The following is a 22,860-nucleotide window of genomic DNA, read 5'->3' as shown; positions in this document are numbered from 1 at the left end:
AATGATGGATAAAAAAGTTGCTTTTTATACGCTAGGATGTAAATTAAATTTCTCTGAAACTTCAACGATAGCTAGATCTTTCCAGGATGAAGGATTTCAGAAGGTAGAATTTAACGAGCATGCAGATATTTATGTGATCAACACATGTTCTGTTACAGAAAATGCAGATAAGCGCTTTAAAACCATTGTAAAACAGGCTCAGAAATCAAATGAAGATGCTTTTATTGTTGGTGTAGGTTGTTATGCGCAATTAAAACCAGAAGAACTGGCTGCGGTAGATGGAGTTGATCTTGTTTTGGGAGCTACAGAAAAATTCAAGATTACAGATTATCTTAATGATCTTTCTAAAAACGATTTTGGAGAAGTACACAGCTGCGAAATTCAGGAAGCCGATTTTTACGTAGGATCCTATTCTATTGGCGATCGTACCCGAGCTTTTCTCAAAGTTCAGGATGGTTGTGATTATAAATGTACGTATTGTACAATTCCTTTAGCACGTGGAATTTCAAGGAGTGACAAGCTGGAGAATGTTTTAAAAAATGCTGCTGAAATTTCTGAACAAGGGATTAAGGAAATTGTGCTTACCGGGGTGAATATTGGTGATTACGGGAAAGGTGAGTTCGGCAATAAAAAGCATGAGCATACTTTCCTGGATTTGGTAAAAGCTTTAGATGAAGTTGACGGTATCGAGAGACTAAGAATTTCTTCTATCGAACCGAATTTGCTTAAAAACGAGACCATCGATTTTGTGTCGCAAAGCAATACGTTTGTGCCGCATTTTCATATTCCGCTACAGAGTGGGAGTAATGATATTTTAAAATTGATGCGTCGTCGTTATTTGCGTGAATTATACGTAGATCGCGTTGCGCAGATCAAAGAGGTGATGCCAGATGCCTGTATTGGTGTAGATGTGATCGTTGGTTTTCCTGGTGAGACCGATGAACATTTTCTGGAAACTTATAAATTTTTGACTGAACTTGATATTTCCTATCTACACGTTTTCACCTATTCTGAACGAGATAATACTCCTGCCGCCGAGATGAGTGGAGTAGTCTCTAATAAGGTGCGTAAAAAGCGTAGTAAAATGTTGCGTGGTCTTTCTGCTAAAAAGCGTAGAGCATTTTACGAAAGTCAGTTAGGAACAACGCACACCGTTCTTTTTGAAGGTGAAAATAAAGAAGGTTACATTCACGGATTTACAGAGAATTACGTAAAAGTAAAAGCCCCGTGGAATCCGGAGCTTGTAAATACGCTTCATCAAATTCAGCTTACTGAAATCGACGAAGATGGTCTTGTAAGATTTGCATACGCTAAAGAAGCAATTAGTGCTTAAATATTTATTCCAACTGGTAAAAGATCTTTATATCTTCTGCGATTACGCCGCATAAATTTAGCAATATCTGGATGCGTTGGCATAACACGAGAATTGCTATTTTCTTTAATTTCGGCTAAAACGGCTTCAATAAATTTGTTGGTATTCTCTTCATCTTCAAAATCTTTAGGCATTCTAAGTTTCGTTAAAAAGATCTTTCGGTCCTGATCTGAATATTCGATAACCGCCAATTCTCCGTTTAGGGTCGTTTCGAATTGTCGTAAAAATTCATTTTTGGTAATTTTAAATTCCTCATCATTCATCTTATAAATATTTAATTCTGAATTCGGTAAATATGAACTTTACCGAATTCAGAAAGTGTTATTCTTACTTCATTGGTACTTCAATAAGCAGTATTTTACTGTCTTTGCTGAAGGAAACTTCAAAAAATGTAACTTCTGAAATTCCCATTGCATCTCTCTTATTCAGCTTTTCGCCGTCGATGCTGGCTTCGCCTTCAACTAAAAATACGTAAACACCGCTATTTTTTCCTTTTATAGTATAAGCAAAATTTGTGCCTTCTTCAAAATTACCAAGAGACAGATAAGCTTGCTGGTGGATCCAAAGGGCATTTTCAAAATCATTTCCTTTAGGTCCAACAACGGTTACGAGTTTATTGGGACTTAGTAATTCTGAAAAGTTTTTCTGATCATATCTTGGTTCTACATTTTCTTTTTCAGGAAAGATCCAGATCTGTAAAAGATTAAGCGTTTCAGAATGATTTGGGTTAAACTCGCTATGCTCTACACCAGTACCGGCACTCATCACTTGTACTTCACCCGCATTAATGGTTGAAGCATTTCCCATAGAATCTTTGTGAGCAATGGCACCTTGTAGCGGGATGCTTATAATTTCCATATTTTGGTGAGGATGCGTTCCAAAACCCATTCCGCCCTTAACAAGATCATCATTTAAAACTCTTAATAGTCCAAAATGAACATTATTAGGATTAAAGTAATTAGCAAAACTAAATGAGTAGCGGGCATTAAGCCATCCAAAATCTGCTTTTCCTCTTAATTCTGCTGGATAAATTGTCTTTTTCATTTTTCTTTTTCTTTTATGTAAGCCAATAATTAAATCTTATTTTTGAAAGTAAACTTCCTCTGAGTAATGAGGATAGAAGTTTACCCAAAATTTATATTTTTTACTGCTAGCCGATCTCGTTAATTTGCGGGACGCGACCAGAATGTTTAATCTCAATTATTGAGTAAAATTACAATTTTTAAGGCTGCATTTAGTCTTTTACTAACATGAGTGATAGTGATAACCAATTGATTCACGTATACTTTATGCCAGGAATGGCAGCCAATCCCTCGATCTTTGAGTTTATCGAGCTACCCGAAGATCAATTTAAAATTCATTGGTTAACATGGCTAATTCCGGTTAAAAATGAAAGTATCCAGGAATACTCTAAAAGAATTGTAGAAAATATCCAACATGAAAATATAGTTTTAATAGGCGTTTCTTTTGGCGGAGTTATTGTGCAGGAAATGGCTAAACATATTAAGGTAAGGCGTTTGATTATCATTTCTAGCATAAAATGCCGAGACGAATTACCTAAAAAAATGAAATTCGCCCACAAGACAGGGGTTCATAGATTGCTACCAATTGGATTACTGGATTATATCGATCACCTGGAAAAAGTGGCTGTAAATGATTATTTAAAAAAAAGAGCAAAATTATATCGACAATATTTGTCGGTTCGTGATAAATATTATCTTTCGTGGGCCATTCAGAATATGGTAGCATGGGATTGTAGTACGGTAAATCCTGAGATCATACATATTCATGGTGATAAGGATATCGTATTTCCTATTAAATATATTAACGATGCGATCGTTATAAAAGGAGGAACCCATGTGATGATCATTAATCGATTTCGATGGTTTAATAAATATCTGCCAGATTTAATTCTGAAAGGAAAAGAAGCAATAGAGAATAATCCGAAAATTATTAAAATATAACATGAAAATCTTAAAAACAGGACTAATTGTAGTAGGAGCCGCAACAGTCTTTTTCGCAATTACAGAGGCGGTACAGAGTCCGGATATACAGGAAGAGCATAAAGAAGTCTATCAGGAGACATTCGATAAAAATGTGGCTAAAGTTTATACAATTAAAGCTTTAAGTATTCCTGAAAATATTGATTTTGCAGGAGAATCTGTTCCGTTAACAGATCCTGATATCTATGAGCGTTTAGATAGAGAATTATTGGTAAATACGTATTGGCAATCTAATGCATTATTGTTGATGAAACGAGCCAATAAATATTTCCCTGTAATAGAACCAATTTTGAAGGAAGAAGGTGTGCCAGATGATTTTAAATATTTGGCTGTTATCGAAAGCGGATTGACACAGGCGGTAAGTCCTGCAAATGCTGTTGGATTTTGGCAATTATTAAAAGGAACTGGTCGTGAGCTTGGTCTTGAAATTAATAGCAACGTTGATGAGCGTTACCATATTGAAAAAGCTACAAGAGCTGCATGCCAGTATTTAAAAGAATCGAAGGAAGATTTTGGAAGTTGGACCTTGGCGGCAGCGGCTTACAATGCGGGTAGGGCAGGTGTAGCAAGACAGCAAGAACGACAAAAAGTAACCGATTATTATGATTTGTTGCTAGGAGAAGAAACTGGTCGTTACATGTTCAGGATTTTGGCGCTAAAAGAAATCATGTCGAACCCTTACGAATATGGTTTCAAATTTGAAGAATCAGATCTTTATAAACATATTCCGACGAAAAAAGTTAAAGTAGATACCGTTGTAAACGATTTCCCTGATTTTGCTTCAGAATTTGGTGTTACTTATAAGATCTTAAAAATACATAATCCATGGTTGCGGGAAGCACATTTAAATAATGCTTCCAGAAAAACCTATTATATCGATATTCCAGAGGAAGGTTACTATACTCAGGGATATTCAGAAGTTAAATAAGAAATTAGTATAAGATTGTAAATCGAAAACGGGCGTTTTAACGCTCGTTTTTATTTTTTTCTTTATTTGATGAAGCTAATCTTGATTTTGAAATAGTTTCGTCATCTTTAATTAAAAAAGAAGTGATTCCTTCATCGATTTGATTGAAGTTTTTCTTTAATGCATTTTCAATCGGAGTTCCATAAGCCACTGCAGTGTATCTAGTGATATCCATTATCTTCTTATCATTGTTGATAAGGAAGCAAGTGGGGAGACCTAAAGAATGCTTCAATTGTTTTACGACATAAGGTGACTTATTTTTAGTTTCGTCTACATAAACAATATCGACAGCGTTACTAAATTCTTTAGAAACTTTTTTCACTTTCTCGCGAGTATCCCAAAATAAAACAACAACCTGAACTTTATTTCGATATTTCGATGCAATATCGTTTATAGCGGGAATGGCGCCTTTACCGGGGATGCACCATGATGCATAGGTGATCAAATAAATTGATTTTTCGAAATCATAAAGATCTACTTCTTTTCCTTTTAAGTTATTAAACTTAAAATTGTCAATATAAGATCCTGCCAGGTGGTTTACCGTTAAAGAATCGAATAAACGCTGACCTTCTTTATAATTTCTCTGTCTAAAAGCAAAGTCTGCTTTCTCGTTATAATCGGCTAAATGTAGGGCTAAAGCTTCAGTGAAAAGCACTTTATCTTTATTGATCGTGTCGGTTTTTTGGGCAGAAACTGATGACGCGCTTAAAGACAGAAAAATCAATAATGCATATAAATATTGCTTCATTGAAGTTTAGACTGTAATTAATAGTATATCAAAGATAGACAATACTAAGGGTAAAAAGAAATAATTTCGACTAAGGACATAATTATTAGCCCATTAGTTAATTCGATAATAGAGATTAAAAGTCGAAAGGCTTGCCTCGATACAAAGACGATTTAAAAAAATGACTTACAGACTTGCCTCCAGGTAGTTTTGAGTTGAAGAGAATCAAGATTTACAGCTTAAATCTTTTTCATTTGCTGTTTCATCATTCTTATCTGGTCGGTAAGCATACCATGTTTATCAAGTTTTTTGGCTTCAGCAAGAAGATTGGTGGCTTCGCGTTTCCTTCTTTTCGTCATAGCGATTCCCGCAAGATTCAATTTCGCCATAGCAAGATCATGATCCATGGCTAGACCAAGTTTTATTGCTTTTTTAAAGTGTTTCTCAGCCTGAGTGATATTGGTTTGAGAAACCATTAAACCGTGTAGATACCAATAGTAACCTTGTTGTTTTTTAGTAAGTGCACCTTCTGGATCCTTTATTTTATCCAACCACTTTTTAGCACCTGGAAAATCCTGCTTTCTTAAACGTAAAAAAGCTAGAAGAATAATCTCGTTCTTAAAATATAAAAATACAAAGATCCCTGCTAAAAGTATAAGCATTATACCATTGCCAATGTATCCTTCGATAAATTGCCAAACGGCTGCCGCTAAAACTAATCCCGCTAAAACTAACTTTATATTTTTATTGAACATAGTCTATTGATTTTTGAGCCGCCAAAGGTAATAAAAAGATTTAAAAATATTTTAATTTTCTGTTTGGAAGAGTTAAAAAGCTTTGTATATTTGCACGCAGTTTTAAAAAGAGCAATTAAAAAGATTTCACAGAAGTTTAAAGATACAGTAAAATGAAAAGAACGTTTCAACCATCTAAGAGAAAAAGAAAAAACAAGCACGGATTTAGAGAGCGTATGGCTAGTGTGAACGGTAGAAAGGTGCTTGCTAGAAGAAGAGCAAAAGGAAGAAAGAAATTATCTGTATCTTCTGAAAACAGACATAAACACTAATGATAGTTAGTGATTTTAAATATTAAAGGTGTTACTTTTTAGGTAACGCCTTTTTTTATATCTAATAGCTTCTTACATTTATACCACCACAACACAATTTAAAATGCCCAAAAACAACAATCTTAAAAGTATTTTGATTATTGGTTCTGGACCGATTGTGATCGGACAGGCCTGTGAATTCGATTATTCAGGAACGCAATCACTTAGATCTTTACGTGAAGACGGTATAGAGACGATCCTTATCAACTCTAACCCGGCTACGATCATGACAGATCCTTCTATGGCAGATCATGTTTATCTTAAGCCGCTTACTACGAAGTCGATCATCGAGATTCTAGAGGCGCATCCAAACATTGATGCTGTATTACCTACAATGGGAGGTCAAACTGCCTTAAATCTTTGTATCGAAGCTGATGATAAAGGAATCTGGGAAGATTATAATGTGAAGCTTATTGGTGTAGATATCGATGCCATCAATATCACAGAGGATAGAGAGCAGTTTAAGCAATTAATGGGACGTATTGGTATACCCGTTGCTCCTGCAAAAACTGTAACTTCTTACCTGCAAGGTAAAGAAGTAGCGCAGGAATTTGGTTTTCCTCTAGTTATTAGAGCTTCTTTTACTTTAGGAGGAAGTGGAGCTGGTTTTGTTCATAAAGCAGAGGATTTCGACGAGATGCTTACTCGCGGTTTGGAAGCTTCTCCTATTCATGAGGTTCTTATTGATAAGGCACTTCTTGGTTGGAAAGAATACGAGTTAGAGCTACTTCGTGATAAGAATGATAATGTTGTGATTATCTGTACGATCGAAAATATGGATCCTATGGGAATCCATACTGGAGATTCGATCACTGTTGCTCCGGCGATGACGCTCAGTGATAGCGCTTTCCAAAGAATGCGTGACCTAGCGATTAAAATGATGCGTAGTATTGGGGATTTTGCAGGTGGATGTAACGTACAGTTTGCCGTAAGTCCAGATGAAAAAGAAGAAATCTATGCGATCGAGATCAACCCTCGTGTATCAAGATCTTCTGCATTAGCTTCTAAAGCAACTGGTTATCCAATTGCGAAAGTTGCAACAAAACTGGCACTAGGATATACTTTAGATGAATTAGATAATCAAATTACGCAATCTACTTCAGCTTTATTCGAGCCATCTTTAGACTATGTGATCGTAAAAATTCCTCGTTGGAACTTCGATAAGTTCGAAGGTTCAGATAGAACTTTAGGACTTCAGATGAAAGCGGTTGGTGAAGTAATGGGTATTGGCCGTTCATTTCAGGAGGCTTTGCATAAAGCAACTCAGTCTTTAGAGATCAAGAGAAATGGTCTTGGTGCAGATGGTAAAGGATATACCAAGTACGAAGAAATTATAGAAAAGCTTACGTATGCAAGCTGGGATCGTGTTTTTGTGATTTATGATGCTATTCAGGCAGGTATTCCGCTAAGCCGTATCCACGATATCACTAAGATCGATATGTGGTTCCTTAAGCAGTATGAGGAGCTTTACATGTTAGAGAAAGAAATTAGCAACTACGATATAAATTCACTTCCAAAAGATCTAATGCTAGAAGCAAAACAAAAAGGTTTTGCAGATAGACAGATCGCTTACATGGTAAAATGTTTGGAGAGCGAAGTTTATAACAAGCGCAGCGAACAAAATATTAATAGGGTTTACAAACTAGTAGACACCTGTGCAGCCGAGTTTAAGGCAGAAACGCCTTATTATTACTCAACTTTTGAAGCAGAGATAGAAACTGCCGACGGTAATAAATATACTTCTAACGAAAGTGTAGTTACAGATCGTAAAAAGATCGTTGTTCTTGGATCTGGACCAAACCGAATAGGCCAGGGAATCGAATTTGATTATAGCTGTGTACACGGAGTTCTAGCAGCTTCAGAATGCGGTTACGAAACTATTATGATCAACTGTAATCCAGAAACGGTTTCTACAGATTTTGATGTTGCCGATAAACTTTATTTTGAGCCAGTATTCTGGGAGCATATCTATGATATTATTCGTCATGAAAAGCCAGAAGGAGTAATTGTTCAGCTTGGTGGACAAACAGCTTTAAAACTTGCTGAAAAATTAGAGCGCTACGGAATCAAAATTATGGGAACTAGTTTTGAAGCACTAGATCTTGCTGAAGATCGTGGTAGTTTCTCTACACTTCTTCAAAACAACGATATTCCTTATCCAGAATTTGGTACTGCAGAAAATGCTGAAGAAGCACTTAAGTTAGCAGATCAATTAGATTTCCCAATCCTAGTACGTCCTTCTTACGTTCTTGGTGGGCAGGGAATGAAAATCGTGATCAATAAGCAGGAATTAGAAGAAACTGTTGTAGATCTTTTACGTAAGATTCCTAACAACAAATTATTACTAGACCACTATTTAGACGGTGCGATCGAAGCTGAAGCTGATGCGATCTGTGATGGTGAAGATGTGTACATCATCGGCATCATGGAACATATCGAGCCATGTGGTATCCACTCTGGTGATTCTAATGCATTACTCCCTCCTTTTACACTGGGAGATCTAGTACTGCAACAAATTAAAGACCATACCAGAAAAATTGCACTAGCATTAAATACTGTGGGATTAATTAATATTCAGTTTGCTATCAAAGATGACAAAGTTTATATCATCGAAGCAAACCCAAGAGCGTCCAGAACAGTTCCGTTTATCGCGAAAGCTTACAAAGAGCCTTACGTAAACTACGCGACCAAAGTGATGCTTGGCGATAAAAAGATCAAAGATTTTAACTTTAATCCGCAGTTAGATGGATATGCGATTAAGCAACCGGTATTCTCTTTTGAAAAGTTCCATAAAGTAAATAAACAATTGGGGCCAGAGATGAAGAGTACAGGAGAAAGTATCTTATTTATCAAAGATCTTAAAGACGATGATTTCTATAATCTTTATACACGTAGAAAAATGTACCTAAGCAAATAAGAACAGCTTAGATAATTATATAAGATCCTCTGTATTTTTAGGTTTTATTAAACTGAATTTTACAGAGGATTTTTTTATTGGCACCGCCAAAAGGTATAATGCCTTGAGGTAGTTTATTTTGAAAAATATTCAATGCTGAATTTATCCTGAAATTCGACAAAAACAGAATTAATTTTATAAAGAATGAAAGAGATTTTTTTAATTATAGGGGGTGTGTACGGAACTTTAGCCGTAATCTTTGGTGCCTTTGGAGCGCATGCGCTAAAAAAGAGATTGTCTGAAGATCAATTATCAAGTTTTGAAACCGGCGTACGCTACCAAATGTATCACGCTTTAATTCTTATCATTACGGCGATCGCTTTTCCGTTTCGGGAGGTTTCTCAGCAAGTTACAGGATGGTGCTTTGTAGTTGGTGTACTACTTTTTTCGTTCAGTATTTACGGATTAGTTTTAAGTGACGCTGCGGGTAAAAAAATGCGGTTTTTGGGACCTGTAACACCCTTAGGCGGACTTATACTTATTATTGGCTGGATCTTATTTACGATCAATATTGCTGAAATTGCTACTTATTTAAATCCTGCGCAATAAGATGAATTTTCTAATTCACACCACAATTGGTGCGAGTTAAGGCGAAATCTTCATTGAATTTATAAGAAGTACTATCTTCTGTAAGGTAACCTTCTATAAGTTGGTTGTCCTTTTGTAAAAACATAACTGGCCTAAACGAGTTTTCGCCCTCACTCATAAAGGAATATTCAGCAAAAAGAGTGTCGCCTTTCATCTTTCCAGAAATTTGCCCGCGATTAATATCTTTCTCCTTCAGCATATAAATAAGGCTTCCAGAAATAGTTTCATCTAATTTTTGAATATTAAGACTTATCGTATCGGTTGCTGAGGCGTATAAATAACACATTTTTACCGGGATCTTAGTTTCTTCTTCTTCATACTGCTGGGCTTCAACCAAAGTCTCAGTTTCTTTAGTTTCCTGATCTTTATCGTTTTTACAGGAGATTATTAAAATACTGCTTAAGCCAAGAGTAAGTAGTCGAAATTTCATGTCTTAATTTTTTATAAAGGTAAAGGGTCTTTCAATAAACGCCAATCGCTTAACAAAATTTTATTGGCACCGCCAAAGGGTATAATTCCCCGAGATAATTTATTCGGTATTAAGCTTCAGCAATTTCAGGATCTCTTTTTCTATATTTTTCAGCAAAATAGGCAATCAAAATTAGTTGTGAAGAGTGAAAAAGCATAATTGGAAGCAACAACAAACCGGTATTTGCAGAATTTCCAAAGATCACTTTTACCATAACAGAGCCGTGGACCAAAGATTTTTTGGTTCCGCAGAACTGGGCCGTAATTTTATCTTCAGTTGATAATTTTATAAGATTACTAACAAAAGCTGTAAGATAAAACACTACAAAAAATAGGACTAAAACGCCCAATATCAGTTTTATAAAACCGCCAAAATCTATTGTATTAAACAAATTAGAAGTAAAGGAATTACTAAAACTACTGTAAACAATGACAAGGATGATTCCTTTATCGAAAAGTCCAAGCTGTTTGCTGTGTTTTCTAGCCCAATCCCCAAGAAAACGCTGCAAAATAAGTCCGAGTACAAGCGGAGCTAAAATTTGCCATCCTAATTTTAAAAGAACATCTATAAACTGAAAATCGGCACTTTTACCTAAAATTATACTCAGCCAGATTGGCGTCGCAAAAATCCCGATCAATCCAGATAAACTTGCATTAAAGATCGCAGTAGGTAAATTTCCTTTTGCCAGGGCCACCATCACGATCGAAGAACTTACGGTAGATGGCAAAGTTGCTAAAAAGAAAATAGCCGTCCATAATTCAGAATCTTTGCCTTGCTCGAACAAAGGTAAATAGGTGAGTGCTAAGAGCGGAAAAACAACAAAGGTGGTTAGTTGTACGATAATATGCACTTTGTAGTTTAAAAGCCCTTGTTTTATTTCCTGCGGAGCAAGCTTTAATCCGTAGAAAAAGAAAATAAAGCTAATTCCTATATCACTTATGGTCTTTAATGGCAATACATCATTTCCCTGCGGAAGGAAGTATGCCAGTAAAATAATACCAAAAAGTGAAACGATAAATCCGTTAAACTTCAAAACTAGCGTTCTATTTTAACTTTATAATCTTCTAACATGTGTAGATAATTTTCTGAAACAAAATCGGTTTCATCAAATTCGTCAGATCTATGTTTTTTGTAGTTAATTCTTTTGATGCTTTTGGTGAACCTGCGAATGTCATGATCGTTATCTAAGATCAATCCGGGAACATTTACAGATTTTCCGCTATCGTCTTTAGCCACCATCGTGAAGTAAGATGAGTTACAATGCTTCTTTTCGCCGGTTTGTATATTTTCGGTTTCTACACGAATCCCAATAACCATAGAACTTCTACCAACATAGTTTACAGAGGCCTTCATGGTAAGTAATTCACCAATTTCTATCGGTGCTAAAAAATCTACCGTATCAACACTGGCCGTCACGCAATACGTACCCGAATGTTTTGAAGCGCAGGCAAAAGCGATTTGATCCAGAAGCGATAACACATAGCCTCCATGAATTTTTCCGTTAAAATTAGATCGATTAGGTAACATAAGTTCAGATATGGTTACCTGTGATTCTTCTACTCTTTTAAATTTTTTTTGATTGGTCATCTATCTCTAAAATGTGGGGATTGTGCTTCTTCAACTCTGGTGACAAAATATTTGGTGTCACCCCAAAAAACAAACGTAGCGTAGCGTTCTACATAATATAATTTTACGTAATTACCTTCGTTTTTTCGTAATGCCGTAACTACATCTTCATCTTCTTTTAATACTGAAAAACTAAAGATCTGCGCGCCGCTTATTCCCTGGCTAATTTCACCTTCCCAGGTTTTAAAAACAACACCTTTTTTACTGAATTTTATAAGTTCTCCGGTACGTGTACCTTCACTGTAGGTTGCAAAATAGGCAAAGGCGAAGTATACTAAAAACAATAGGAAAATACCACCAAGAATGTAGTAAAGGACTTTTTTCATTCTAAATATTCTTATACACAAGATTTAAGAAGTCTTCGATTTTCGAAGGTTCTAACCATCTGGTTACAATAACAAGATTTTCTTTTTGATCTACAACAATAAAATTACCACCAAATCCTGCAGCATAAAAAATATGAGTGCCAATTTTTTCCCATTTTTGTGATTTTTCAGGGTTTAACCACCACATAAAGCCATAATTTGGATTGGCTGTAGAAGGTTGCATGGCTTCTTTTATTACTTCAGCAGAAATTAGCTGTTTCCCATTCCAGTTTCCATTATTCATAAATAACAATCCAAATCTTGCCATGTCTTCAGTATTAATAAACATTCCGCCGCCAGAATGCCCACCACCGCTAACAGATTGCATTTTTAGTCCGTCGATGGTCACCCAGGAATTATCGTAACCATACCAGCGCCAGCTTGTAGAAGCACCAATAGGGTCCATTATTTTAGATTTCAGGATTTTTGGCAAAGGTTGTCTAAAAACATTCAGCAGCGAATAAGCCAAAACATTTACCCTAACATCGTTGTATTTAAAATAAGTTCCCGGTTCGTGTAATTCTCTAGCGCGCCAGCTATCAATATTACCATCTCTAGGCGGGCGATCTGCCCAATCGTAAGAACCCCACAATTCGCCAGACCAATCTGAATTTTGCTGAAGTAAATTTTTCCACGTGATTTTTGCATTGTGATCACCTTCAAAAGTATTATCCCAAACATAATCTTTAACCAGATCTTCAGGAGCAATTAAAGCGCTGTCAATAGCCAAAAGGGCAGTGGTCGATAAAAAACTTTTGGTAACGCTAAAGGTCATATCCACCCGTTTGGTATCTCCCCATTTTGAAACCAGGTAACCATCTTTTAAAATGATTCCTGCAGGGCCACCGCGTCGTTTTACAGGACCTAAAAGTTTATGATAGGGTTCGCTCATAAATCCTTTTAAAATTGCCTGGCGAAGATCTCGTGACTCAGAATATTCATTTTCTTCAGCAAATTTTATAGCCTCAGAAAAATCATAATCATAGTTTGAGACTTCTTTTTCCTGCCATTCTTCAAAAGCCGGAAAATAAACCTGCTGCGCTTGTAGCGAGCTTATAAAAATTAGAGACAGAATTATATAAAATCGAAATGCTTTTATCATGGATTAAGATTAGGAAGTTCGTTTGAGGATTTTTTTACAAGATTCGTATCGATCTGTTTGCTGGCTTTGGCGCCAAGATTTTTCAGTTTTTCTACTCTAGAGATCAAATTACCTTTTCCGGTGAGCTTTTTCATAGCGCCATCATAACTATTTTGTACCGTGCCCAATTGTTTGCCGACTTTTAAAAGTTCTTCAGTAAGATTAGTGAATTGATCGTATAATTTTCCTGCCTGGGTTGCAATTTCAATAGCGTTTTCTTTTTGCTTTTCGTTTTGCCACATACTATCGATGGTTCTTAAAACGGCCAAAAGCGTCGTTGGCGTCACCAAAATGATATTTTTATCGAAAGCTTCGCTGTACAAATTAGGATAATTATTCGAAGCTACCGCAAAAGCAGCTTCTATCGGGATAAAAAGCAATACAAAATCCGGACTTTCTACATCATATAACTGATGATAATTTTTATGGCTGAGTTCGTTAATCCGATTTCGAAGCGCGATAAGATGATTTTTAAGATGAAGTGGTTTTTCGCCTTCCTCGGTTTCGTTCACATAGCGCTCATATGCATTCAAAGAAACTTTAGAATCGATGATCATTTTTTTCTCGCCGGGAAGATTAATGATCACATCGGGTAAAACACGTTTTCCATCCTCGGTAGTAAAAGATTGTTGCACGCTATATTCACGATCTTTTTGCAGCCCACTTTTTTCCAAAACACGTTCCAAAACCATCTCGCCCCAATTGCCCTGCATTTTGGTATCGCCCTTTAAAGCTTTGGTAAGATTATTCGCTTCTTTACTCATTTGTAAATTGAGATCTTTTAAGCCAATAATTTGTTCCCGAAGCATCGCATGCCTATCAATACTTTCTTTATTTCCTTCCTCGATTTTCTTTTCGAAAAGTTGAATTTTTTCATGAAGAGGAGAAAGGATATTCTGAATATTTTCCTTGTTTAAATTGGTGAATTTTTCTGACTTATTTTCGAGGATTTTATTCGCCAGATTTTCAAACTGAATACTGAATTTTTCCTGAAGCTTTTCTAGGTCTTTTTTCTGCTCGGTTTGGCGTTCTAAAAGATGCTCGTAATCGGCATTTTTTCGGGTAAGTTCGTTCTTATAGAAATCTTTTTCCTTTCTGATGTCTTCACGCTCTGTTTTTACCTCTGCTAATTTTATTAGCAAGTCATTTTTAGTGTTTTCTAGGTTTGTTTTGTATTCGTTTAAATTTTTATTTTCCAGTTGTTTGAGTTTGTCTATTTCAAGTAAAAGTTGATTATTTTTTTCTTCTTGAATAGCTGATTTGTTTTTTGATTTTAATCCTGAAATTAGCTTCCCGAAAACGAATCCTAAGGCTAAAGCAACGATAAAAACTACTAAAAATGGCAAAATTTGATCCATGTAATAAGTGGGTTTGTTTCAAATATAATGATAAGTTTTTTAAGACCTAAAATCGATAAAAATTAAGCTAGATTTTAATTGAAATGATGCACTATTTTCGGGCTTTTTTTTATAAAAAAAAATAGTTCAAAATTCAATTTATTTAATGTCGATTTTTGATTAAAAAAAAAGACTGATTTTTCAGCGAATTTTAATCTTCATTTTTGATTCGAAAAGCTCCTGAAATTTCATCAAAATGAATCAGATCTTTTGGAAATAAATCCTGAAATGCTCCAGATGAAATTAGATTTTTAGGAGTGTCGATTTGTGTTTTTTCGGGATGCATTAAGATGATCTTATCACAAATTTGTATCGCTAAATTGATCTCGTGAGAAGCAAAAATGATTGTTTTATTGGTCTGTTTCGCGAGCTTTTTCAGCAGCTTTACCACGTAAGCTTTGTGGTACATATCAAGATGCGTAGTTGGCTCATCTAAGATGATGATTGGCGTGTCCTGAGCAATCGCCCTAGCAATTAAAACGCGTTGCAATTGGCCATCACTAAGCTCGTAACACTTTCGATCTTTTAAAGATTCAATAGAGGTTAGCTTAATGGCATTTTCGATCTTTTCGGTATCTATTTTTGATAGTTTTCCCAGCCAGTTGGTATAGGGTTGGCGTCCTAAAGCGATCAATTCAAAAACACTTAGATTCTTTGAAATAGGCTGATTGGTAAGTACCAAGCTAATTTGTGAAGCTCGTTGCAGATCGTTAAGTGCGTTCAGGGTTTTACCTTCAATTTCAACTGTTCCAGAAAGTGCTTGCTGGATTCCTGAAATTGTTCGTAATAGCGTAGATTTTCCGATTCCGTTTACGCCGATTACCGCGATTAATTCAGATTTGTGAACTTCAAGATCAATCTTTTCAGCAATCGATTTTATTCCGTTTTTATCCTGATAACCAATCTCCAGATTCGATGTTTTTAGGGTGATATTTTCAGCATTTGATTTCATCTAAAACAGGAATTTTTGTTTTCTAATGAGTAACCAAATCACCACAGGAGCACCGATAAGCGAAGTTATAGCATTGATTGGCAATGTAAATTCCATTCCTGGGAATTGCGCTACGATATCGCAAATAAGCATTAAAATGGCACCGCCTAAAATTACTGCCGGCAATAAAATAAGATGATTGTTTATGGGGAAGATTTGCCGAATTAAATGTGGGACTGCTAATCCTATAAAGGCAATCGGGCCACAAAACGCGGTAATGCTACCTGCCAGTAAACAGGTAGCGATAATAATTAGCATTCGATTTTGACTAATATTAACTCCCAGGCTGCGTGCATATTCTTCGCCAAGCAATAAGCTGTTTAGATTTTTGATGCAGAAAATTGCCAAACTAATTCCTAAAAACCAGAAAATAGCAAGGATACCAACTTCTGCCCACGAAAGATCGCCAAGACTCCCAAAAGACCAGAAAATATATTGTTGTAACTGCGCAGCCGGGCTAAAATAGCTGAGAATACTCACCACAGCACCGGTTAAACTGGCAAACATCAATCCCACAATCAAGATCGCCATCGTGTCCCTTAATCGTACCGATCCTAAAACAACCGCAAAAAGTACCATTAAACTTCCCAAACTTGATGCAATAACCAAAGTCCATTTAGAAAGCGCCAAAGCTACAAAGCTTCCGCCAATCAAGGTTGCGCCCATAATTACGATCGCAACGCCCAAACTAGCACCGCTGCTTAAGCCCAAAACATAAGGCCCGGCAAGCGGATTTCTAAACATGGTTTGCATCAATAATCCGCTAATTGCGAGTCCAGATCCGGCGATTATAGCAGTAAAAGCCTTTGGTAATCGATAATCTAAAACAATGTAGCGATAGGTTTCTTTGGAAACTTCAGTATTAAAAATTGAGGAAAAAATGTCTTTTACAGGAATATTTACCGATCCTAAACTGATATTCAGTAAAATTAGCGCAACTAAAAAGAGCCCTAAAATCAATAATATCGATACGTATTTCCCGGTATGTTGCATTAATCGTTAAGCGCTTTAAAAAATGTAGGTTCGTAATTTTCTAAAAGCTGCGGATGAAATATCGAAATTAGATCTTTTAGAATGAGATCTGGGCGATTGGGTCCAAGTTCGTAAAAGATCACACCGCCGGTCTCGCCTTTGCTCATACTTACCGAATATACTTTTTTATCCTGAACAGCTTTAAACTGCGAATAATGCTGCGATTGTTTCAACATCCCAGAATAGGATGTAAACTGCCCGGCACTAATCCAAAATTCAGCATTTTGAGCTTTATCTAAAACCGATTCGAAAGACAAAGAAAGACTTCCTGAACCTTTGGTGTCTGCCCAAAGGTAGTTTGCGTTCGCATCTTTGATCATTTGCGCCTGCCAGCTATTTCCATAAGGCACATACCACTGATCTTTAAACATAGATCCACTAAGAACGCTGGGCTTATTTTCGATAGTCTCAGCCAGTTTTTTAGCCGAATTATAATTGCTTTCAATAGTATCGAATATCGAATCTGCGGCTTCGGATTTGTCGTAAAGTGCGCCAAAGAACTTGATCCATTCGGCTTTTCCAAGTGCTGAAGATTCGGTCCATTCACCATTATAAATTACAGGAATTCCTGTTTTTTGAATCGTGCTAAAACTTTTATTATCAGCATTAATAGCAAAACCTATTACAACATCTGGTTGAAGGTCGATTAAGACTTCAGTATTTAAGCTTTCGTTCTTTCCAACCTCTTTTATCGCTCCGGAATTAATTAAACTTCTTGTCTCTTCGGAAGAAATATAATCCAGGCCGGGAAAACCTTTTAAAGATTTGGTTTCATTTAGCGCTTCTAAAGCTGGAATATGTGTTGTTGAAGTCACCACAATTTTTTGCACAGGAATCGTCACTATTTGATCAAATTCTAAGTTTGCAGGAATTTTGGCTTCTTTTTCTGCAAGTAAGTAGCGGAAGCTTTTTTCGGCTTCCGGCCAGGGAGAATTTACTTCGATAATGCTGTAATCATCAAATTCTGTGATCGAAAATCCGTTTGCGTAAGAGATCTCAATTTCCTGTCCATGCAGGTTTTTAGTAGATTTTTCAGACTTTTCTGAATCTTTACAGGAAAGGCTTAAGAGAAAAATAAAAAGGATTCCGATTTTTTTCACAAGAATGAATTTTGACTTCAAAAGTAATATTATTTAGAAATTTAGATGCTTTCGTTTGGGAAATGATTAAATTCGCATTGAAATTTTGGTTCGGCAATGCCGATTAAAAGGGAATCAGGAAATATTGAAAATTGCTGTTTTAAACGTCGATTTTTAGTTAAAACCTGAGCTGTTCCCGCAACTGTAAGCTTTGTTCCGTTTTAGGAATGCTTGTAAAAAACTTCAAACCACTGTCTTTTTAGATGGGAAGGTACATTACAGGACGCTAGCCAGGAGACCTGCCAGAGATTATTAAAAACGGATTGACTTTCGGGATAAAAGTCGCTGGCGCATGAAGAAACAACTACTTTTTATACTGGTAGCCTTTGGGCTTTTTTCGTCTAAAATCTATTCTCAATCACGGGAAATTACGGTTTTAGATACTGTGATGCTTAGTGATACGAAGCTACAGAAATTTTCTACAGGGCAGCATGTTGCCGTGCTTTCTGACTCCTTACTTACCCAAAATCAGCCCCTCTTAACCGAAGTTTTAAATTTTAACACACCAATATATTTTAGAGAAAATGGTCTCGGCATGGTTTCATCGCCATCGTTTAGAGGGACTTCAGCTTCGCAAACTGCGGTTATCTGGAACGGGATCAACATCAATTCCCAGTTTAACGGTCAGATCGATTTTAATACTGTAAATAGTGGTGCTTATAACCAGATTGCGGTTCGCGGTGGTGGTGGAAGCGTGGTTTACGGCACCGGAGCGATTGGTGGAAGCGTGCATTTAAATAATACTTTATCTTTCAAAAAACGGCAGGAACATCATCTTTTATTGCGCTACGGAAGTTTTAATACGCTTGATGCTCGCTACAATTTTAAAACCGCCCGAAAAAATTGGAGCTTAAATTTATCGATTTCCAGAAATAGCAGTGACAATGATTATGAGTATCCAGATGATCGTGGCGAGAACCTGAATGGCGATTTTTATAATAATTCAGCCAATGTTACGCTGGGATATCGATTTAATTCAAAAAATACACTAAAACTGATCAGCGAAATTTACGATGGAGAACGGCATTTTTCACTAATTCGCCCTTCCGAAAATCGAACCAAATATAATGATCGATCTTATCGAAACTTGCTGGAGTGGAATAGCGAATTTTCTAATTTCACTCAGGTGGCAAGATTGGCTTTTATTCGAGAGGAATATCAATATTTCGCGAATATCGAAAATGATAGTTTTAGCTTCGGAAATGCCCAAAGTTATATTGCAAAATACGATTTAGCCTATGAAGCTTCAGAAGATCTTTTAATGAATGCCGTAATTCAGAATACCTATACAGAAGGCGAGGGCAGTAGCATTGCTAAAAATGATCGTAATATATTTTCTGCAGCGATATTAGCTAAATACCATTTTTCAGAAAAATTTCAATCTGAAATAGGTTTGCGAAAGGAGGCGACAGACAATTATGATAGTCCGCTTCTATATTCTTTTGGTGCCAGTTATGAGTTTAGCGATTTTTACAGCTTAAAATTCAACGGCTCAAGAAATTTCAGGATACCAACATATAACGATCTTTATTGGGCATCTTCAGGGAATCCATATTTAAATCCGGAAACTTCAGATCAGGCAGAAATTGGTAATATTTTCAGGATTAAAAACATCGAATCTGGGCTTACATTTTTTTACAACCAGGTAGAAGATATGATTCGCTGGTTGCCGGGAGAAGGCGGAATTTGGCGTCCTGTTAATGAAGATAAAGTAGAGATCTTCGGAATTGAATCTTACCTAAACTGGCAGAAAAAGCTGGCGAAAGATCAAATCTTGAACGTTAATTTGAATTATGCGTATACGATTTCTGAAAATGCCGAAACTCATCGCCAGTTAATTTATACGCCTTTCCAAAAGATTAACGGAAATATCAATTACCAGATCTATCGATTTACGCCATCGCTTCAGTTTTTATATAACGGGAAGGTTTACACACGTACCGATCATAGTGATGAACTTTCGGGATATTTTTTAACCAATGTAGGACTTTCTTATGCCATCGATAAACGAAGAAACTGGCAGTTAGGCGCAAGAATAAATAACCTATTAAATAACGAATATCAGAATGTAGAAGACCGGTGGATGCCGGGAATCAATTATAATTTATACCTAAACATTAATTTTTAACTAGTTAACTATGAAGATTAGCAAATTATTTGCTCTTGGCCTTTTTGGCACTTTTTTACTGAATTCCTGTAGCAGTGACGACGATGGTTTCGTTGAAGTTCCAGAAGAAAATGAAGAACAAGCGTATGAGGAAGGCGTAATTATCTTAAATGAAGGATCACAAACTGAGGGAACTGTTTCATTTTTAGATTCAGAATTTACGAATGTAGAAAATAACATTTTTGAAACTGTAAATCCCGATATGGGACTTGGTGGTTATTTACAGTCTATCTTCTTTGATGAAGATCATGCTTATATTATTTCTAATGGCTCTAATTTAATTACCGTTGTAGATCGTGAAACTTTTGAATATGAAGGTGTTGTTGATAGTGGTCTCACTGTTCCAGTGTATGGTGTGGCCTACAATGGTAAAGCTTACGTATCCAATCGTAATTTGACTTGGGGAGATGGATATACTACAGATGATTTTTTAACTGTTATTGATTTGGAAACTCTGGAAGTAGAAAAAACTATTGAAGCTGGTAAAGTCCTAGGACAAGTATTTGAAAAAGATGGTTTAATTTACGTTGAAAATGCGTCGTTTGGATTAGGAAACAGTATTCTAGTATTTAATCCTGAAACAAATGCATTTGAAGATACTTATGAGCTTTTTGTTAATAATGAAAATGAAACTGAAGGTTTAACTTCTATAGAAATCATTGATAACGTAATCTATGCCTTGTCGAATCAGAATCTTTATACTTTAAATTTGAGTACTGGGGAAGAATTAACTAAAACAGATCTAAGTAATATTGGATCCACTAATAATCTTGATATTGAAGATGGAATAATTTATTTTACTTCTGGAACTTCTGTTTATGCTATTACTGAAGGTGATCTAGAATCGCCAGAATCGCCATTATTCTCATATGAAAGCACTTCAGCTTACGGAGTAATGTATGGTTTTGCAGTAGAAGATGATTATATCTATACTTCAGATGGAGGTGATTTTGCATCTGCAGGGACTATAGAAATTTATACAACAGCTGGAGATTTCGTAGCTGAATTTAGCGTAGGTATTGGTCCTAACAGCTTTTATTTTAATGATTAATTCTTTGTGGCTAGCTTCTGTAAGTTTATGTTATTGATGTGCAGTAGTTTCAAAAGATATACTTAACTGGAAGCTTGCCCTTAGTATGTAAAGATTCTTTTTTTGTACCCAATCTTTAGAAAACTTTAATATTCTAAAGGAAATTAGAGTAAAATGTTTTCGTTTTAAAATAGAATCGAAATTAGCGAAAGCTAAAATAAGATTCTATCACCTATGAAAAAGCCCCGGGAAACCGGGGCTTTTGTTTTTTATATCAAGTTTAAAATTTTATTGGTCTAATCTTAAACTCGGTAATTCATCGATATACATTCTTTTATAATTAGGCTGTAAAGAAGCACGCTCTTTAAATTCCTGATAATTAAATTCTCTTTGGCGAGTCATAGCCTGGGCTTCTGAAGTATTGCCTGTAATAGCATTAATAGCAGCAGCAAGCATAGGTTCAGATGGATCACCTAAAACACCTAAATCGGATAGAGATTCATAACTTTCAACGTCTGGATCGATTCCATCGTAAGGCACTACGATATCATTTGCATTTACAGATTCATAAACCAATGGTTGTATTGCGTAGGTGTGATCTGGATTTGCATTTGTTGGACCAAAATTTGGACTGTCGTAAAGTGTTACAGAAGCCTGCGATTTACCAGTAGTAGTATGTCCAATTAAATACACATCGATATATGGTTTTAATCCATTGATCACTAGCTCACTTGCTGAGGCAGTACTAGAAGTACCAATAACGTAAAGATCTGTAAGGTTTAACTGATTTAATGCTATTTCTCCCGGAAGATCATCTGTAAAGTAATTGAATAAACGATCTGGATCTGTAGCTAAAAAGTAGTTTTGATAATCTTCATTCCACTGTTGCTTTGCAAAGATCTCCCCAGTATAAGAACCAGTGATCATACTTGCTAAAGCCGTTGCAGAACTTACACGACCACCACCATTATATCTTAAATCTAGTACAAGGTGGTCGATATTTTCTGAAGCAAAATAGGCAAAAGCATCATTTAATTGCTGGTCGAAATCGGCCACAAAGCTATTATACATCAAGTATCCGATCTTTAATCCATCAGTTTCGATAACATTCTGAATAAGGACAGGATTTTCGGTCACTTCGCTAGTTGCTATGGTAACCTCTTCACCGGTATTTGATACCGCATTATCATTTATTTCAGCTAATGTAAAAGTTACTGATGGGCTGGATAATAATGATCTATAATTATTTCTATTTAAGGTTTCTCCATTAATTTCAGTAAAGAGGTCACCTCTTTTTATCGCAGTTCCTTCGGCATTACTACCAGGAACAATATACCTTACAACTCCAAAAATATCATCAGAATTAGAAAAAAGATACAATCTATAATCTACACCAGTAGTTTCTGAGATTCCGCTAAAACTATTTTCTAATTCGATATAATCATCTGTAATATAGCTAAAGCGATCCTGTGGAGCTACAAGTCCTTCATCGAATAAATCTTCAGGGGTATCCCAACTTACCAGGAAATCGTAATAATCATCTTCAGAATCAAAATAATCATCTGCTAATTCTGGAATATCTGGTTTGTATAAATAGATCTCGTCCATCCCACGATAAATGAAGTCTTCAATCTCGACATTTTCTCGCTCTACAAGTACATCATCATCAATCACATCATCCATATCTTCAGAACAGGACGTCATTAAACTACCAGCAAATATTGCGACTAGTAGAAATCTTCTCATTTTCATGCGTTTCATTTAAAGTTATTATTAAAAAAAGCT

Annotated in this window: 22 protein-coding genes and 1 riboswitch; of the genes, 8 read left to right on the top strand and 14 right to left on the bottom strand. The window is 35.9% G+C overall.

From position 1 onward, the window contains the following. The first annotated feature begins 1 nt into the window (after position 1). Positions 2 to 1,333 carry a tRNA (N(6)-L-threonylcarbamoyladenosine(37)-C(2))-methylthiotransferase MtaB gene (mtaB, locus tag BM201_RS07620; RefSeq protein ID WP_092541221.1) on the top strand — a complete coding sequence of 444 codons (1,332 nt, stop codon included), beginning with the start codon at positions 2 to 4 and terminating at the stop codon, positions 1,331 to 1,333. On the opposite strand, the gene BM201_RS07615 is transcribed toward mtaB, so the two are convergent. Both BM201_RS07615 and BM201_RS07610 read right to left on the bottom strand, forming a co-directional pair. Next, entirely contained in the window at positions 1,330 to 1,635 is a 306-nt protein-coding gene (locus tag BM201_RS07615; RefSeq protein WP_092541219.1) for an N-acetyltransferase, read from the bottom strand. The two genes, mtaB and BM201_RS07615, sit on opposite strands and share 4 nt — an antisense overlap. A gap of 64 nt (positions 1,636 to 1,699) precedes the next feature. Further along, positions 1,700 to 2,416 carry a pirin family protein gene (locus tag BM201_RS07610; RefSeq protein ID WP_092541217.1) on the bottom strand — a complete coding sequence of 239 codons (717 nt, stop codon included), beginning with the start codon at positions 2,414 to 2,416 and terminating at the stop codon, positions 1,700 to 1,702. A gap of 206 nt (positions 2,417 to 2,622) precedes the next feature. Here BM201_RS07610 and BM201_RS07605 point away from each other — a divergent pair, with 206 nt between their 5' ends. Then, positions 2,623 to 3,336 carry an alpha/beta fold hydrolase gene (locus BM201_RS07605; RefSeq protein ID WP_245758600.1) on the top strand — a complete coding sequence of 238 codons (714 nt, stop codon included), beginning with the start codon at positions 2,623 to 2,625 and terminating at the stop codon, positions 3,334 to 3,336. 1 nt (position 3,337) lies between these two features. Then, on the top strand, positions 3,338 to 4,303 hold the full coding sequence (locus tag BM201_RS07600) for a lytic transglycosylase domain-containing protein (RefSeq protein ID WP_092541215.1): 966 nt from the start codon (positions 3,338 to 3,340) through the stop codon (positions 4,301 to 4,303). Positions 4,304 to 4,340: 37 nt separating this feature from the next. Here the strand turns inward: BM201_RS07600 and BM201_RS07595 are convergent, their stop codons facing one another. Further along, on the bottom strand, positions 4,341 to 5,090 hold the full coding sequence (locus BM201_RS07595; RefSeq protein WP_092541213.1) for a TlpA family protein disulfide reductase: 750 nt from the start codon (positions 5,088 to 5,090) through the stop codon (positions 4,341 to 4,343). Positions 5,091 to 5,308: 218 nt separating this feature from the next. Beyond that, positions 5,309 to 5,824 carry a hypothetical protein gene (locus BM201_RS07590; RefSeq protein WP_092541211.1) on the bottom strand — a complete coding sequence of 172 codons (516 nt, stop codon included), beginning with the start codon at positions 5,822 to 5,824 and terminating at the stop codon, positions 5,309 to 5,311. Positions 5,825 to 5,976: 152 nt separating this feature from the next. Here BM201_RS07590 and rpmH point away from each other — a divergent pair, with 152 nt between their 5' ends. The 3 genes from rpmH to BM201_RS07575 all read left to right on the top strand — a co-directional run bounded on the left by rpmH (position 5,977) and on the right by BM201_RS07575 (position 9,679). Next, the gene (rpmH, locus tag BM201_RS07585; protein WP_013071475.1) at positions 5,977 to 6,135 is read left to right on the top strand and encodes a 50S ribosomal protein L34; all 159 of its coding nucleotides are present in this window, start codon (positions 5,977 to 5,979) and stop codon (positions 6,133 to 6,135) included. Positions 6,136 to 6,238: 103 nt separating this feature from the next. After that, on the top strand, positions 6,239 to 9,091 hold the full coding sequence (gene carB / locus BM201_RS07580; protein ID WP_092541209.1) for a carbamoyl-phosphate synthase large subunit: 2,853 nt from the start codon (positions 6,239 to 6,241) through the stop codon (positions 9,089 to 9,091). Positions 9,092 to 9,274: 183 nt separating this feature from the next. Further along, positions 9,275 to 9,679: a DUF423 domain-containing protein gene (locus BM201_RS07575; protein WP_092541207.1), complete on the top strand. Its 405-nt coding sequence runs from the start codon at positions 9,275 to 9,277 to the stop codon at positions 9,677 to 9,679. Positions 9,680 to 9,689: 10 nt separating this feature from the next. On the opposite strand, the gene BM201_RS07570 is transcribed toward BM201_RS07575, so the two are convergent. The 9 genes from BM201_RS07570 to BM201_RS07530 all read right to left on the bottom strand — a co-directional run bounded on the left by BM201_RS07570 (position 9,690) and on the right by BM201_RS07530 (position 17,839). Further along, on the bottom strand, positions 9,690 to 10,148 hold the full coding sequence (locus BM201_RS07570) for a hypothetical protein (RefSeq protein WP_092541205.1): 459 nt from the start codon (positions 10,146 to 10,148) through the stop codon (positions 9,690 to 9,692). 109 nt (positions 10,149 to 10,257) lie between these two features. Further along, the gene (locus BM201_RS07565) at positions 10,258 to 11,220 is read right to left on the bottom strand and encodes a bile acid:sodium symporter family protein (RefSeq protein ID WP_092541203.1); all 963 of its coding nucleotides are present in this window, start codon (positions 11,218 to 11,220) and stop codon (positions 10,258 to 10,260) included. A gap of 2 nt (positions 11,221 to 11,222) precedes the next feature. After that, positions 11,223 to 11,774 carry an acyl-CoA thioesterase gene (locus tag BM201_RS07560; protein ID WP_092541201.1) on the bottom strand — a complete coding sequence of 184 codons (552 nt, stop codon included), beginning with the start codon at positions 11,772 to 11,774 and terminating at the stop codon, positions 11,223 to 11,225. After that, positions 11,771 to 12,139 carry a 6-phosphogluconate dehydrogenase gene (locus BM201_RS07555; protein WP_092541199.1) on the bottom strand — a complete coding sequence of 123 codons (369 nt, stop codon included), beginning with the start codon at positions 12,137 to 12,139 and terminating at the stop codon, positions 11,771 to 11,773. The genes BM201_RS07560 and BM201_RS07555 overlap by 4 nt, the downstream gene beginning before the upstream one ends. A gap of 1 nt (position 12,140) precedes the next feature. Next, a complete protein-coding gene (locus tag BM201_RS07550) occupies positions 12,141 to 13,280 on the bottom strand; it encodes a serine hydrolase domain-containing protein (RefSeq protein ID WP_092541197.1) in 1,140 nt (379 codons plus the stop codon). Then, entirely contained in the window at positions 13,277 to 14,677 is a 1,401-nt protein-coding gene (gene rmuC / locus BM201_RS07545) for a DNA recombination protein RmuC (RefSeq protein WP_092541195.1), read from the bottom strand. The genes BM201_RS07550 and rmuC overlap by 4 nt, the downstream gene beginning before the upstream one ends. Before the next feature lie 190 nt (positions 14,678 to 14,867). Continuing rightward, positions 14,868 to 15,668, bottom strand: coding sequence for an ABC transporter ATP-binding protein (locus BM201_RS07540; RefSeq protein ID WP_092541193.1), 801 nt, complete (start codon positions 15,666 to 15,668; stop codon positions 14,868 to 14,870). Further along, a complete protein-coding gene (locus BM201_RS07535; protein WP_092541191.1) occupies positions 15,669 to 16,700 on the bottom strand; it encodes an iron ABC transporter permease in 1,032 nt (343 codons plus the stop codon). Continuing rightward, positions 16,700 to 17,839: an ABC transporter substrate-binding protein gene (locus tag BM201_RS07530; RefSeq protein ID WP_092541189.1), complete on the bottom strand. Its 1,140-nt coding sequence runs from the start codon at positions 17,837 to 17,839 to the stop codon at positions 16,700 to 16,702. The genes BM201_RS07535 and BM201_RS07530 overlap by 1 nt, the downstream gene beginning before the upstream one ends. A gap of 69 nt (positions 17,840 to 17,908) precedes the next feature. After that, a riboswitch (cobalamin riboswitch) is annotated at positions 17,909 to 18,139 on the top strand. A gap of 31 nt (positions 18,140 to 18,170) precedes the next feature. On the opposite strand from BM201_RS07530, the gene BM201_RS07525 reads away from it, so the two are divergent. Next, positions 18,171 to 20,006 carry a TonB-dependent receptor plug domain-containing protein gene (locus BM201_RS07525; protein WP_092541187.1) on the top strand — a complete coding sequence of 612 codons (1,836 nt, stop codon included), beginning with the start codon at positions 18,171 to 18,173 and terminating at the stop codon, positions 20,004 to 20,006. A gap of 10 nt (positions 20,007 to 20,016) precedes the next feature. Continuing rightward, positions 20,017 to 21,096 carry a YncE family protein gene (locus BM201_RS07520; protein WP_092541185.1) on the top strand — a complete coding sequence of 360 codons (1,080 nt, stop codon included), beginning with the start codon at positions 20,017 to 20,019 and terminating at the stop codon, positions 21,094 to 21,096. 267 nt (positions 21,097 to 21,363) lie between these two features. On the opposite strand, the gene BM201_RS07515 is transcribed toward BM201_RS07520, so the two are convergent. After that, on the bottom strand, positions 21,364 to 22,821 hold the full coding sequence (locus BM201_RS07515; protein WP_175487001.1) for a S41 family peptidase: 1,458 nt from the start codon (positions 22,819 to 22,821) through the stop codon (positions 21,364 to 21,366). Positions 22,822 to 22,860: the final 39 nt, after the last annotated feature.

The sequence above is a fragment of the Zunongwangia mangrovi genome (assembly GCF_900112105.1).
In the GTDB taxonomy this organism is placed as follows: Bacteria; Bacteroidota; Bacteroidia; order Flavobacteriales; family Flavobacteriaceae; genus Zunongwangia; species Zunongwangia mangrovi.
The sequence above is the reverse complement of the archived record's forward strand: the minus strand, read 5'-3'. Positions and strand labels throughout refer to the sequence as shown.

Coding starts and splice junctions, on each gene's coding strand:
- mtaB (WP_092541221.1), top strand. CDS start 2: ATGATGGATAAAAAAGTTGCTTTTTATACGCTAGGATGTAAATTAAAT.
- BM201_RS07615 (WP_092541219.1), bottom strand. CDS start 1,635: ATGAATGATGAGGAATTTAAAATTACCAAAAATGAATTTTTACGACAA.
- BM201_RS07610 (WP_092541217.1), bottom strand. CDS start 2,416: ATGAAAAAGACAATTTATCCAGCAGAATTAAGAGGAAAAGCAGATTTT.
- BM201_RS07605 (WP_245758600.1), top strand. CDS start 2,623: ATGAGTGATAGTGATAACCAATTGATTCACGTATACTTTATGCCAGGA.
- BM201_RS07600 (WP_092541215.1), top strand. CDS start 3,338: ATGAAAATCTTAAAAACAGGACTAATTGTAGTAGGAGCCGCAACAGTC.
- BM201_RS07595 (WP_092541213.1), bottom strand. CDS start 5,090: ATGAAGCAATATTTATATGCATTATTGATTTTTCTGTCTTTAAGCGCG.
- BM201_RS07590 (WP_092541211.1), bottom strand. CDS start 5,824: ATGTTCAATAAAAATATAAAGTTAGTTTTAGCGGGATTAGTTTTAGCG.
- rpmH (WP_013071475.1), top strand. CDS start 5,977: ATGAAAAGAACGTTTCAACCATCTAAGAGAAAAAGAAAAAACAAGCAC.
- carB (WP_092541209.1), top strand. CDS start 6,239: ATGCCCAAAAACAACAATCTTAAAAGTATTTTGATTATTGGTTCTGGA.
- BM201_RS07575 (WP_092541207.1), top strand. CDS start 9,275: ATGAAAGAGATTTTTTTAATTATAGGGGGTGTGTACGGAACTTTAGCC.
- BM201_RS07570 (WP_092541205.1), bottom strand. CDS start 10,148: ATGAAATTTCGACTACTTACTCTTGGCTTAAGCAGTATTTTAATAATC.
- BM201_RS07560 (WP_092541201.1), bottom strand. CDS start 11,774: ATGACCAATCAAAAAAAATTTAAAAGAGTAGAAGAATCACAGGTAACC.
- BM201_RS07555 (WP_092541199.1), bottom strand. CDS start 12,139: ATGAAAAAAGTCCTTTACTACATTCTTGGTGGTATTTTCCTATTGTTT.
- BM201_RS07550 (WP_092541197.1), bottom strand. CDS start 13,280: ATGATAAAAGCATTTCGATTTTATATAATTCTGTCTCTAATTTTTATA.
- rmuC (WP_092541195.1), bottom strand. CDS start 14,677: ATGGATCAAATTTTGCCATTTTTAGTAGTTTTTATCGTTGCTTTAGCC.
- BM201_RS07540 (WP_092541193.1), bottom strand. CDS start 15,668: ATGAAATCAAATGCTGAAAATATCACCCTAAAAACATCGAATCTGGAG.
- BM201_RS07535 (WP_092541191.1), bottom strand. CDS start 16,700: ATGCAACATACCGGGAAATACGTATCGATATTATTGATTTTAGGGCTC.
- BM201_RS07525 (WP_092541187.1), top strand. CDS start 18,171: ATGAAGAAACAACTACTTTTTATACTGGTAGCCTTTGGGCTTTTTTCG.
- BM201_RS07520 (WP_092541185.1), top strand. CDS start 20,017: ATGAAGATTAGCAAATTATTTGCTCTTGGCCTTTTTGGCACTTTTTTA.
- BM201_RS07515 (WP_175487001.1), bottom strand. CDS start 22,821: ATGAGAAGATTTCTACTAGTCGCAATATTTGCTGGTAGTTTAATGACG.